Origin of the sequence: Porphyromonas crevioricanis (assembly GCF_900476255.1) — a bacterium.
GTDB lineage: Bacteria > Bacteroidota > Bacteroidia > Bacteroidales > Porphyromonadaceae > Porphyromonas > Porphyromonas crevioricanis.
On the sequence record NZ_LS483447.1, the window covers coordinates 1,052,084 to 1,065,377 of the forward strand.

Sequence of the window (13,294 nt, forward strand, 5' to 3'; positions counted from 1 at the left end):
TAGGCCAATTAGCTTGATTCTTCAGTACTGTGGTTCTCCCCCTGCTGCCCGTATCTTTTTGCGCAAAGGTTCTTTTTTGTCTTCGGTGAGGATGAGGGCTTGCTGCCAGATTTCAATGGCTTCTTCTTTCTTTCCCATGAGGAGCAATACTTCTCCCAAATGATCGTGTATGGTGCTGTTCATCGCTCCTTCCGGATCTTTCAGAGCCATTCGGTAGTATTTCTCGGCATCTTCCAGCAAACCTTTCTTCTGACAGATGTAGCCATAAGTATCCAGGATGTTGTGATTATCCGGATTCAGATCATAGGCTTTCTTGATCAGGCGAAGTGCCTTATCCAGATCCGTATCCCTTTCAGCCAAGAGGTAGGCATAGTTGTTCAATACATCTGCGTTGCTATCATAGGCTTCCAAGGACTTCTCATAGGCATTCAAAGTCGAGTCCAGATCACTTTGGGCATAGTAGAGGTCTCCTATAGCGGAGTATAGTTGACTGAGAGCAGTCTTTTTCTTGTCTGTATCTCCCGGGGCTGTAGATATTCTGTCCAGCCCCAGTTGTAGCTCGCTTATTGCCTGCTGTATTTTCTCCTCGTTGGTATAGGCTATGGCATCGAAAAGGTAATAAAGGTGGTCCAGAGGCCTATTTTTCTTGGATAGGTCACAAATTCGGTGCACTTGCTGCATGTCTTCTTTCTCGATAGCATGGCTGAGCAGAACTTCGTAAATGATCTCTATTTCAGGAGCTTGCTCAATGGTTTGATAGGCCTGCTCGGTATAGGCCGAATCTTCCTTCTGCAGGCACCATAGTATGTAGAAATGTACCACATCGCTCTCTTGTGGATAAATCCGGTAGAGCTCCTCCACGAGAGAGTCTGTCTGTCGGTCTGTCCAGCCTTTGGCTTCTTTTACTTGAGAGCTGAAGATTTCGTACAACAGTTGGATCTTTTTCTCATTGTCGATCTCCGGATTGGATAGCCCTTTCCGAATGTACTTGTAGGCTTTCTTCGCATCTGTTGCTATCAGATAGATTGAGCGCATTATATACTTATCCGTGGGGTCGGAAGATATACGCTCCAACTTTTTCAGCTGCTTGGCTGCTTCTTTGTATTCATCGGCACTAATCAGGGTAAAGATCCCCAGTATTCGGAAGTTTGTTTTTGTGGAGAAACGCTCTGTCAGGGTACGAACGGCCTGCAAGAGGTCTTGCCTGCGCTTTTGTTCCAAAGATATCCGCACTATTTCGGAAAAGAAAGACACGACTGCATCTTCGTCCGTTGCTTTTTCCAACCATTGTTTCATCAAGGGGAAGGTTGCCTCTGTGAGTTCGTCGGATGAGCGAGCCACTTCCATAAGTTGTATCTTCAGTTCGTCTCTTTCGGGGAATTTATCGATAAGGTCCTCCAATACTCCATAGGCTTCTCTCTCTTTCTCTCTGTATATCAATACTCGGGCATAGAGATTGCCCATTTCTAAGTCGAGAGGAGCAAGCCGGTAACCTCTCCCCAGCCATGTCTCCACCTCTCCCATGCGACTTTGTCTTGCTACCGAATCTGCCTCTGCCAATTGGCTGATAATGGCTTTTCCCATCGAAAAGCAAAGGGCAGGGGAGAGGCTATCCAAGGTATAGGCTTGGGTGAAAAACTCTTCTGCCTGAGGGTATTTACCTGTGTTGGCAGACAGCACTCCCTGATAAAATAGAGAGTCGAATAATTGCTTGTTGGGGGATGTTTTGATTGCCTCTTGCCCGATTGACATTTGGGCGTAGAAGAGAAGGCATATTAAGGATACGAAGCTGCGAACAATGCTTTTCATGCTCTTGTCGTTTTGGTTTATCTGTTTGCAGGTTCAATATTACACAATTCCGTTTAATCGATAGGGGTTGTCCGTGCTGAGAAGATAAGGCTCTGTTACCTCGTCCTTTTAATTCCATTAGTGTCATTTTTAATTACACCTCACTTATTCCCCTACATCCGATAGCGGAAGGTATTCTTGTGCTTTACACGAAAGATAGAGACAACAAGAGACACATGGATAGAATAATGAAAGTGGGGAAAACTGGAATAAAAAGCCCTCTTTCTTACTCGAAAGTTTTACCTTTCGCGGCAAGAACAGTAATAAATACCTCTATAGCCAATGAACTTCGGCAATTCTTATGCACATCAGAAGAGCACTTTCCCTCCCTTAAATCCAGTTAAACCTAAAGTTCGCTTCGATGGAGAAGAGTTTCTATTCGAATCTCTGACCCTCGAACAGCCCATGAACTCATGCCACCACTTTGAGGTCGTTCGCGAATACCTCTCACAGGACGAGCTCTGGAAAGAGACTCCCGAAAAGCTCATGAGCCTGATCGGAGCTAGAACGCTGATCCGATTCGAACATCTCACATCCAAAGATTCGTACGAATTCTCCGGATGGGTGACCGATGTACGCATCGATGCATGGGAAAATGACGGGATAGGAAGCAGTTTTTTTCGACATCGATCGAATCGTGTCAGGATCATCGGACGTGGTGACGCCATGAGTCTCGATGGAGCACCGGGTATGCACTCTTTCGTCGATCGACAGTTGACGGATATCGTTTCCGAGGTAACAAAGGAGGCTTACTTTAAGGTCGAATGCAATCCCCGCTACAAAGGAGTATTGCCTTATTCAGTGCAGTACCGGGAGAGTGGCTTCGAGTTTCTTAACCGACTCTCCCGTATATATGGAGAGCCTTTTTTCTACGATGGTCGTACTCTCTTCTTCGGTGCGCCACACACGGCAGACTGCGAAAAACTCTTTTTCGACAGTGATATCGTTAGTCTGCGCACTTGTGCCTCTGCCATTCCTCGAAGATATGCCCATTACGACTACGTTGCGGCCGATGACAAATTCCTGCGCTTCCCTTCCGAGGAGTCTGTTCCCGGAGGTAATCCGTTGATCGAAAACATTGCCCGCCGGTCGGATCGTCTGTTTCCCGAGAAAGGAACTCTACCCTCGAATTCTCCGGTCTATACCGAATTCAACTTGTCGGATCTGGCTGCACAGCGTGAGGCGGATGCCGTGGGGCGGATGCTGCGAATAGAAGGAACGACCAAGACCTGTCGTCTGCGTCTGGGTGGAGTCATAGATGTGTTGTTCCCTGAACGCATGGATGTTCCTGCCCTCGGAAAATACCGCATCACCTCCTTGTGCCACCGGATTGAGAAGAATGGGGACTACACCAATTGGTTCACAGCCTCGCCTGCTCTGATCGACTGTGTACCTGAAGCCTATGCCCCGGAAGTAAAAGCTTATCCGGAGATGGCTACCGTTTCGGACAACAAGGATCCGAATGGACAGGGACGGGTCAGGGTGCAGTTCGACTGGCAAAAACCGAAGGGGTTGTCTACGAACTGGATCCGAGTTCAGACTCCCGATGCAGGTACGAGTGGCACGGTTACAGCAAACAGAGGATTTGTATCGATTCCGGAGGAGGGCGACCAGGTGATGGTCGGCTTCGAATATGGCGATCCCCACCGCCCTTATGTCACGGGCAGTCTCTTTCACGGCAAAAGCGGAAGGGGAGGGCATGATCAGAATCACCTCAAGAGTATCAGCACCCGTAGCGGACATCATATCGTCTTCGACGACGACGAGAAAGGCGATTGGAGCATCACCATCAAAGACAGGGGGGGAAATGCTATTCGATTGGATACGAGAGGAAAGAATATTGAAATATCTACACCTGAAACATTAACGGTCAATGCTAAGAACATCAGTCTGAATGTATTGGAAAATATGAATACGCATATTGGGAAGAATAATTCTCTTACCGTTGGTGAGACGAATGCGGAAACAGTTCAGGGGATGAAGAATACGACGGTGTCCGGAGATATAAATGTTTTCGTATCCGGCAGCCTCGTCGAGAATATAGAAGGCGATGTTTACAGCGAGACAAAACAGGGTAAAACGGTTGTAAATAGCGATCAGGGTATTGACAGTAAAGTGAGCGGAACCTTTTACAGAGAGGCACAAAAGAAAATCCGCAACAATGGCGGAGAAAATTCTTCTCTCTTTTAGTTTCATAGCCAGTTATGAGCAGAATCAGAAATGTAAAAGGACATATCACTGAAATGGTTGGGGGAGATTATAAAATCTACTCCGCTTCAGATATCGTGGAAAGTGCAACGGATAAATTCCACGAGACGGCAGATGAAGGTCTTTTTTTGGGGGAACCAGAAGATCCTCCTACACCTCCTGACAATCCCGCAAAGAAAAAATCGGAACTTATCGTTCATTTCAGAAGACCTGACGATTACGATGGCGAATTTGGATTCGATTGGATGAGGGATGATTATAGGGATATCTGTTCAAACTTTGACGAATTGGAAAAGGATTACGAATCAATGAAGATTTATGGAAAAACATATTATGTTCCATGGTTGTCAATATTCCCTGATGATCACAAACAGCAATCTGAAAAAGGAATTAGATTAAAACTTGAAGTAGAGAGTCTAAACAATAGCGAAGATAACATTGGAACTAAGATAGGATTATCAACATCCTCCCCTTCCTTGTTAGTGAATCCAACGGAAATAGATTCACAAGAGTCTTCTCATATAATCGAGATTAGATGTACTGAAAAAATTGCAGATGATAAAATATTTATAGAAGCAAGAGATTTGGCCTCCCAAAACCTTGTTGGGAAGTTGAACATTCTACGCAATGATAGTAGATATCATTTTACCCTTTTTCTGATTCGACTGCTGGATGATCCTGACAAAGCAGAGAATGAGGAGGAAAAGTCTAAAATCGAACGAGCCAATGAAATTTGTTTGGGAGACGTAAATGATGACTGGGTAAATTCTGTTGCAGATAGGGTAAATAATTTTGGGGTTAACCAAGCTCTAATAAAGTGTGATGTCGTATTTAAGGATGTAAAAATAGACTCCAAAGATTGGATTAAAAAAGGCTATCTCACAGAGGATAAGAGAATTATAAATTCTTCGTTTCATGAGGCCATAAAACCGTTATGTGAGGATAAAGGGGTTTTTGCTTTTCTCTGTGGTTTTCTTACTAAAGATTTCTCTTCTGGGGCTGCATGGGCAGGAACAGAGCCAACCACATCGAACTACATTGTATGCCCACAATATATTTATTCTGACGGAGCTGATTACGCAAAAAGGATTTTACTACACGAGATTGGTCATGTCTTAGGGTTGAGGCATACTTTTGACGAAAGAAATACCTACAAATTACAAATCCTAAAAACAGACAATGTAATGGATTATCCTATGGATCCAAAAAAACAACAAAACAGGAATCCTTTTGATAGAATTACATTCTCGAGAAGACAATGGTTGAAAATGCAAGAGGAAATAGTTTCATATCATGGAAATAAAGAGTAGACTTTTATGCTTGATTATTCTTCTTTTGGGAAGTATCTCAAAAATTGAGGCTCAGAAGACTCTTACGAAAGAAGAGCTTAATGATAGCACCTATACTTGTCGTCTTGATGGGGTTTATGTCTTGGTAGACAAAACACGCAAAACTATTCTCAGCTTCAAAAACGGGAAAAAGCATGGTCAATGGGTTACTTTTGACAAGGATTTATCCTTTTGGGTCGAGACTTTCGAAAAAGGGAAAAGGCAGGGTCTGTTTTCATCATCGACCATATATGGGGGTGTATTTGGATATTATGATAATGATCAGAAGGAGGGCTACTGGTGTGAAGTAGAAGAGGGAAAAGGTGAAGAAGGGAATTACCATAAGGGGCAAAGAACCGGAATATGGAAATGCGATAACTACAGCGAAGGAAGATTTTGGACGGGTTCCTATAAAAGAGGGTTCAAGGATGGCGTATGGGTATGCTACGACATAAATAACTCTGAGCGTGTTATTGCGAAAGAGATATTCAGAATGGGTGTTTTGGAGAGCAGCGTAACTTTTGAACATTGAGTTACACATGAGTGATTTTGGGGAAATTACACATGCCTAAATCGTTAAACCAATACAAAAATGATCACATAGGGATGGCAGCAAACGAAAGTAGAGCAAGCATCATGCGTATCTATCGCCAAAGTGTGTGCTATCCGAAAGCAAACATCGAGCTGCTTTTCGATGTCATCATAGAACGGCTTGCATCCGAGGAGCCTGATGAATATCGCTTGCTGTATTCCTGTGGGGATTTCTTTATCGATGGTCATGCTCCCGAAAGTTTTATAGACAAATTAAGCATATCCGTTTCCCAAGCTTTTTATCCTCTTGATTTGTCCATCAATCGAAAAAACGGGACTATACAGATCAACAACTCTCAAGAAATAATAGAAAGATGGGAGACAAAGAAAAAAGAACTTTTGCAGGAAAACGCCGGAGAATATCTGCTCACTTATATCAGTCAGATGGACACTATTCTGAGAGATGTAAATGCCATGCAGTCAGCAATAGAGAAAAACTTCATTTTTATAAATCTGTTTGTGATTCCATTGTCTATTGATAGCCCGGTTTATTGTCTAAAGATGAGCCAGCTTCACATCCCCTCCGGACAGTATGGTGAAAGGCTTCTCTTCAATGGAAAATTCATGCTGGAAGAAGAGGAGAATGAGGATAGCACCCTCCTTTCTTTTGATGGACGGGCTGCCAGATACTCTATTACTTCGGATGGAAGCCCTCACAAGGACAATTTCAGGGCAAAAGTTTCCTATTTCATTTCCAGTGAAATGAAGACCATTGACGATATTTACGCCGATACTTATCTTCTGTCAGAAGATGAAGGAGGTAAAGAAAGCCTGTTTCAATCCATACGGATACACTATCTTAGAAACTGAAAAAGAAAATGGGTAAAGAAAAAATTATTCTCGTACACGGAGCGATCTGTAAGTGCCAATTCGGGACGATACCGGATGTCCTGCAGGTAAAGACCCAGAAGAAGCATTATGCCAATGATAATACAGCTTCACAACAGTTAATCGCTACCGACAAAGAAATTGGTCAAGCGTTTCTGTCTGGTACATTCGGAAGCTGCAAAATGATGAACAACAATCCCTGCAAATCCGTCGTCACCCAATGGACTGGTTTTTATGATAAAGTCACTCTTAGCAACGGTGGAAAAATCCTAACAAACGAGAGTAGAGCTATTTGTCCGGTGGGAGGAGGCGCTCCATGTATCGAAATCGTGCATCATGGACAACAAGCTGTCCCATCGGCAGAGAACATGGCAAAAGCAAAAGAAGAAATACACAGTCAAATAAATCCTTTTTTCAATCCGGCGGATTCTATTGAGCACGATTTATTCGAAGGTGTAATTATTCAGGCAATAGGTAGTTGATCTCATGGGGTGGAAATATGAAATCGTAGTATTGGGAGAAGACGGTAAAAACGTTATCGTACACCGCAATGTGTCTGTTGCAGGGAAAACCGTCGATATTCTCTATGTAAAAAGAGGGTATGAAGAAGCGTGTATCGAACTAAGGATAGGGAGCTCATATGGGTTGGAGGTAGAACGTTGGCGTGAAAAAGCTCGGAAGGAAGGTTTGTCGGATTTAAACGGAAAATGGCAGCCGATCCCTTCTTCCATAGGCAATCCTCCCGTTTCGGATGCAGAACTCAAACAGATAAACTGGGTGCATGCTGCTCAAGACGATAAAGGGAAATGGAAGAATCAGGGGTTTAATGTGGTCGAAAATCAAAAGAAAACGATCAAGATTGAAGAGGGAGTATTTGAAACCGTATATACTGAGACTATTAGTATCAGAAGCTCTTCTACGTTTTCTCTGGGGCGTTTTTATTGGCTGGAGCCATATTTCAATATTCCCGACTTCCAAAAGAAAAATAGTATTTATGGGATTTATATCGTATTCTTTGATGATCCACAGCCGATGGATATTTCATGGATAGGATATCCCAAAGACCAGACTTTACTTCCCACTATACAATCATATGGGAACACGGTCAATCTGGAAATTATTTCACACCGTATGCCCAATGACGTATTGGCGACTTTTCATAGCTTCGGGAAGTATCACCTTACAGTATATTGTGGTGAAAAAGTTCTGAAAAAGGAAGTAATCCTGGCGAGAAATGTCACTTCTGATGCGAAGTTGACATCTCACAACCAGATGTCCTTGCTGATTGAACCCTCTTGGCGCGAAATGCTCGGGCATAAAGAGAACAATGGGGAGAAGGAATTACGGATAGAGGTTGAAGCCGAACTGATGTACAATCCGAATGCCCAAAAGATAAAAACGGATTCGATAGACTCGAATACCTCTGATCTGGTATTCGATGTTGGAAAAATCAATCTGCAAACCAACGATAGTATCGGCAATTACACAAAAGATTCGGAGAATGAAGAAACGGTTTCCATCCGTTACCAGCGTCCTCAAGGGAAATTTGCCGATCCATATATGGGGCATAATCCACGGGAGGAAGCAGAGAAAACGGCAAAGGCACTGGCTTGTTTTTATCCTGCTACGGAAAAAAAGAAATTAGGCAAACAGCTTCGGTTCAAGGTTCGGTATGAAAAGAAATCAGAGATTCAGGAACATCTTAGAGAGAATGTATCCAAAATGCTTGCCGTAGTAGGCAAAAATGACAGAAAGTTCAAAGCTCCGGCAAACAATCCCTGCAAATACACGGCCATCGAAGTTTCTTCTCCCGGACGAGACCCGGATCTCATCTTCGAAGAAACGGACAAAGGGGTACGCGATCTGACCGGCAACATAGGCTTCAATCTTGTAGCTGGGGAGCATAAAAGCTCTTCCAATGTCAGTATTACGTTGAAAGATCTTGACACAAAAAGCTGCAGAAACAAAACCCTCTCCCACAAAGGAGATAAAAACGTTTTCGACCTGAGTAAAATGAAACAGTTGGGGATGCGGGAGGAGGATTACAAACTGTCCAGAAATAAACTGGAGATGACCCTGCGCTACGATTACAATAAAACATACGATACCAGTTTAGGTAAAATAGGAGACAAGATAGTCGATTCCGCATGGCTTTTCCGCTACTTCTGGCCCAAAGAAGAAATGAAACAATCCTATCTGGTCCTTGTAAATACCTGCGCCTATCCCAACCAGATGGTCAATATCAATGTGTATCCGGATATTAAATGGGAAGTCTTTTTTGAATTGGGCTCCTCGAAACCTCATCTGTATACACATACGAATATGCCTGCAGAATACGGCATTTTTAAGCGACATCAGGAGAAAGCACTGAGTGCGTCCAAAAAGGTTAAGGACATCGATCTCTCGTTAGGACTATCGGTGGAGTATAATGATGGAAAGAAAGTAGAGCTTACAGCCAACATAGAGGAATCCGTAAGAAACGTATATCAAACATTCAAGACCATCAGAGACGCTTTGGATGTTTTGTCATTCAAAAAAAATGTGGATGATAATCGGGATAAACTTAAAGCCCGGCATATACTGCCCAAGAATCCCAAAAGCGGGACTATTCCGGTATTTATAGAAATATCTAGCCCTGAACTCCATCTTGGCGGTGGCTGGTCATACGAAATGGGATTATCCCGAGGGGTAATACGCAAGGGTGAAATAGGAATAGCAGCAGATCCTCTGATTGCAGCAACGGGTGGTATCGACCTGATTGCTTGTTCGACATATATCCCTGCTGCGGGACAAATTATCAAAGCGATCCTGAAGGTAAATGATCTTATCGAATGGCTTACCGATTTCATGTCGGGAGGCAAGGTTAAGTATGAGGGTTTGATCTGGTTCAACCTCTGTTTGAGAGGCCGTTTATCCATCAAGGGGATATATGAGTTCTCTTCGGGAGAGAAGAGGGTAAGCCTTGAATCTCCCATGACCATTACGTTTGTAGTGGAACTGGGGTTGAGTGCAGAAGTAAAAGTAGAAACCGTTACGATATCTGGTAAAGGAACCCAGTCTGTCAAAGCCGGATTTGGTGGAGAGGCTTCCACCGGACTCACCTTCAAACCAGCCATGGGATATAGCAATAAAGAGGGCTTTTACCTTGATCTTGACGTACGATTCAACGGCATTACGATAACAATTAGTGGAGAGGCCAAATATGAAGAAAAGAAGAAGGATAAAGAGGGGAAGCAGGAAACAAGTTCGAAGGGATTTGAATTGGATACTCAACCGCTTGCCCTTATTGAGCCATCCACTATCTGGCAAGGGCGCATTTATCCATTTGCAGATAAATAGACCATATCATATATGCGCAAATAAACAAACCGTATCATAGATATGAAAGCAATATTATTCGTTACTCTATTCACATTGATTATCGCCTGTGGTCACGCGCAGGTAAAAACAAAAAACCAGAAAGAAATGGAACAGGAAAAGGCGAAAATGGAGGTGTTGATCAAAGAAAGGCTCCAAAAAGTAAAAACGTATGCTGAAAAACCTGCATATTACCTGCAGGTCAACAAGACGGGATGCCGCCTGTTGATCCGTGTGAATGATATTCCGCTGGGGTATCATTTCGTAAAAGATAGAGGACAGTCGATGCTCTACCCAATCAACGATGTATTACTGGGAAGTGGCCGGCATACGGTCAGCATAGAGGTTTATCCGCGCACAGGCGAAACCTTGGTGGCCAAAGATGCGGTGGTGAACATCAAGGTGGTGCATTACAGAGAAAAATTAGTGGGAATGCCCGAAACGATCGAAGAATTATATACCCCGGAAGACATCGGCACTTTGAAAACTCCACTTTACCGTGATACCCTGAGTTTCGATGCCTCCCTACCATTCGATTTCAAACACATCCTTGCCCAGGCCAAAGATCTCCGAAAGGTTCCTCATCTGGAAGAGAAAGTACTGGCACATTACAATAAGGTACGGCAAATGATGATCGACGGACAATATTACGAATATGAGAAGATGCGGCTGCCGACCACATGGCCTCTCACGGAGATGAGCTATCTGGGTGAGGAAGGATTACGAAAAGCACATATAGATGAGGACTATTTGTTCCGTTTCCTTTGCAACCCGATAGACTGGATAGCTTTGCCCATAGAAAACTACGAGATGGTGATTTGCGGCAACGGGAAGTTGGTTTATCTGCGCCGGAAGATGGAATTGGACAATGTGCTCAGAACAGAGTATTACGAAACCGAGGAAGAAAAGAAAGCATATCCTGACGAACGAAGCTATGTATCCAGTCAATTCATCGCTCTTTATATGCCTGCTGATGGCGAAGATCTGGTAGAGCTTTATTGATTGAGCTTTATGAAGAGCTGCACAATACTTGTCTCTCTGTTCTGTCTGGTCGGCTGTATGCATGCGCAGGTAAAAACGAAAAACCAGAAAGAAATGGAACAGGAAAAGGCGAAAATGGAGGCATTGATCAAAGACAGGCTCCAAAAAGTAAAAACGTATGCTGAAAAACCGGCATATTACCTGCAGGTCAACAAGACGGGATGCCGCCTGTTGATCCGTGTGAATGATATTCCGCTGGGTTATTCTTTTGTGGAAGACGAGGGAGAGTCGATGCTCTACCCAATCAACAATGTACTGCTGAGCAGTGGCCGTCATATGGTCAGCATAGAGGTTTATCCGCGTACAGACGAAACCTTGGTGGCCAAAGATGCGGTGGTGAACATCAAGGTGGTGCATTACAGAGAAAAATTAGTGGGCATGCCCGAAACGATCGAAGAATTATATACCCCGGAAGACATCGGTACTTTGAAAACTCCGCTTTATCGTGACACCCTGAGTTTCGATGCCTCCCTACCGTTCAATTTCAAACATATCCTTGCCCAGGCCAAAGATCTCCGAAAGGTTCCTCATTTGGAAGAGAAAGTGCTGGCACATTACAATAAGGTACGGCAAATGATGATCAACGGACAATATTATGAATACCATAAAATGCGACTGTCAACCACGTGGCCTCTCACGGAGATGAGCTATCTGAGCGAGGAGGGATTGCGAAAGGCGTACATAGATGAGGATAGAAAATTCCGTTTCCTTTGCAACCCGATAGATTGGACAGTCCTGCCCATAGAAAACTACGAGATGGTGGTTTGTGGCAACGGAAAATTGGTTTATCTGCGCCGGAAGATGGAGTTGGACGAGGTGCTTCGAGTGGAATACTATAAAACCGAAGAAGAAAAGGAAGCATATCCTGATGAACGAACTTATGTTTCCAGCAAATTCATCGCCCTTTATATGCCTGCTGATGGCGAAGAACTGGTAGAGCTTTATTGATTGAACTTTATGAAGAGCTGCACGATACTTGTCTCGTTGTTCTGTCTGGTCGGCTGTATGCATGCGCAGGTAAAAACGAAAAACCAGAAAGAAATGGAACAGGAAAAGGCGAAAATGGAGGCACTGATCAAGGAAGAGCTCAGAAGAGTAAAAACGTATGCTGAAAAACCTGCATATTACCTGCAGGTCAACAAGACGGGATGCCGCCTGTTGATCCGTGTGAATGATATTCCGCTGGGGTATCATTTCGTAAAAGATAGAGGACAGTCGATGCTCTACCCAATCAACGATGTATTGCTGGGAAGTGGCCGGCATACGGTCAGCATAGAGGTTTATCCGCGCACAGGCGAAACCTTGGTGGCCAAAGATGCGGTGGTGAACATCAAGGTGGTGCATTACAGAGAAAAATTAGTGGGAATGCCCGAAACGATCGAAGAATTATATACCCCGGAAGACATCGGCACTTTGAAAACTCCACTTTACCGTGATACCCTGAGTTTCGATGCCTCCCTACCATTCGATTTCAAACACATCCTTGCCCAGGCCAAAGATCTCCGAAAGGTTCCTCATCTGGAAGAGAAAGTACTGGCACATTACAATAAGGTACGGCAAATGATGATCGACGGACAATATTACGAATATGAGAAGATGCGGCTGCCGACCACATGGCCTCTCACGGAGATGAGCTATCTGGGTGAGGAAGGATTACGAAAAGCACATATAGATGAGGACTATTTGTTCCGTTTCCTTTGCAACCCGATAGACTGGATAGCTTTGCCCATAGAAAACTACGAGATGGTGATTTGCGGCAACGGGAAGTTGGTTTATCTGCGCCGGAAGATGGAATTGGACAATGTGCTCAGAACAGAGTATTACGAAACCGAGGAAGAAAAGAAAGCATATCCTGACGAACGAAGCTATGTATCCAGTCAATTCATCGCTCTTTATATGCCTGCCGATGGCGAAGAATTGGTAGAGCTTTATTGATCCATTGGCAGGTACTGAAAAAAGGTTGCACTCCTCTGTCAACCTTTTTCAGTGCACGTCAGTGTTTCCGAAAGCAATATAATCCACCCCAAAAAGTGACATGAGATTTTGAGAGACTATCGAGAGAATATTTTCATAATCTCATAACACACAAAATC

At 43.8% G+C, this 13,294-nt stretch carries 10 protein-coding genes; 9 read left to right on the forward strand and 1 reads right to left on the reverse strand.

From position 1 onward, the window contains the following. Positions 1 to 21: 21 nt before the first annotated feature. Complete coding sequence (locus DQN70_RS04715; RefSeq protein ID WP_023940954.1) at positions 22 to 1,809, reverse strand: tetratricopeptide repeat protein; 1,788 nt, start codon at positions 1,807 to 1,809, stop codon at positions 22 to 24. A gap of 321 nt (positions 1,810 to 2,130) precedes the next feature. On the opposite strand from DQN70_RS04715, the gene DQN70_RS04720 reads away from it, so the two are divergent. The 9 genes from DQN70_RS04720 to DQN70_RS04760 all read left to right on the forward strand — a co-directional run bounded on the left by DQN70_RS04720 (position 2,131) and on the right by DQN70_RS04760 (position 13,136). Next, on the forward strand, positions 2,131 to 4,038 hold the full coding sequence (locus tag DQN70_RS04720) for a type VI secretion system Vgr family protein (RefSeq protein WP_111759339.1): 1,908 nt from the start codon (positions 2,131 to 2,133) through the stop codon (positions 4,036 to 4,038). A 14-nt stretch (positions 4,039 to 4,052) separates the two neighbouring features. Further along, on the forward strand, positions 4,053 to 5,366 hold the full coding sequence (locus DQN70_RS04725) for a zinc-dependent metalloprotease family protein (RefSeq protein WP_042225863.1): 1,314 nt from the start codon (positions 4,053 to 4,055) through the stop codon (positions 5,364 to 5,366). Next, positions 5,350 to 5,916: a hypothetical protein gene (locus DQN70_RS04730; protein WP_023938671.1), complete on the forward strand. Its 567-nt coding sequence runs from the start codon at positions 5,350 to 5,352 to the stop codon at positions 5,914 to 5,916. The genes DQN70_RS04725 and DQN70_RS04730 overlap by 17 nt, the downstream gene beginning before the upstream one ends. Before the next feature lie 32 nt (positions 5,917 to 5,948). Then, positions 5,949 to 6,785, forward strand: coding sequence for a hypothetical protein (locus DQN70_RS04735; protein ID WP_145980602.1), 837 nt, complete (start codon positions 5,949 to 5,951; stop codon positions 6,783 to 6,785). A gap of 8 nt (positions 6,786 to 6,793) precedes the next feature. Further along, positions 6,794 to 7,285 (forward strand): DUF4280 domain-containing protein, encoded by a 492-nt coding sequence (locus tag DQN70_RS04740; RefSeq protein WP_023938663.1) that lies wholly within the window; start codon positions 6,794 to 6,796, stop codon positions 7,283 to 7,285. A gap of 4 nt (positions 7,286 to 7,289) precedes the next feature. Continuing rightward, complete coding sequence (locus DQN70_RS04745) at positions 7,290 to 10,142, forward strand: hypothetical protein (protein ID WP_023940161.1); 2,853 nt, start codon at positions 7,290 to 7,292, stop codon at positions 10,140 to 10,142. Positions 10,143 to 10,184: 42 nt separating this feature from the next. Next, positions 10,185 to 11,162: a hypothetical protein gene (locus tag DQN70_RS04750; RefSeq protein WP_111759340.1), complete on the forward strand. Its 978-nt coding sequence runs from the start codon at positions 10,185 to 10,187 to the stop codon at positions 11,160 to 11,162. A 93-nt stretch (positions 11,163 to 11,255) separates the two neighbouring features. Continuing rightward, complete coding sequence (locus DQN70_RS04755) at positions 11,256 to 12,149, forward strand: hypothetical protein (RefSeq protein WP_231968874.1); 894 nt, start codon at positions 11,256 to 11,258, stop codon at positions 12,147 to 12,149. A 93-nt stretch (positions 12,150 to 12,242) separates the two neighbouring features. Beyond that, a complete protein-coding gene (locus DQN70_RS04760; protein WP_231968877.1) occupies positions 12,243 to 13,136 on the forward strand; it encodes a hypothetical protein in 894 nt (297 codons plus the stop codon). Positions 13,137 to 13,294 lie beyond the last annotated feature (158 nt).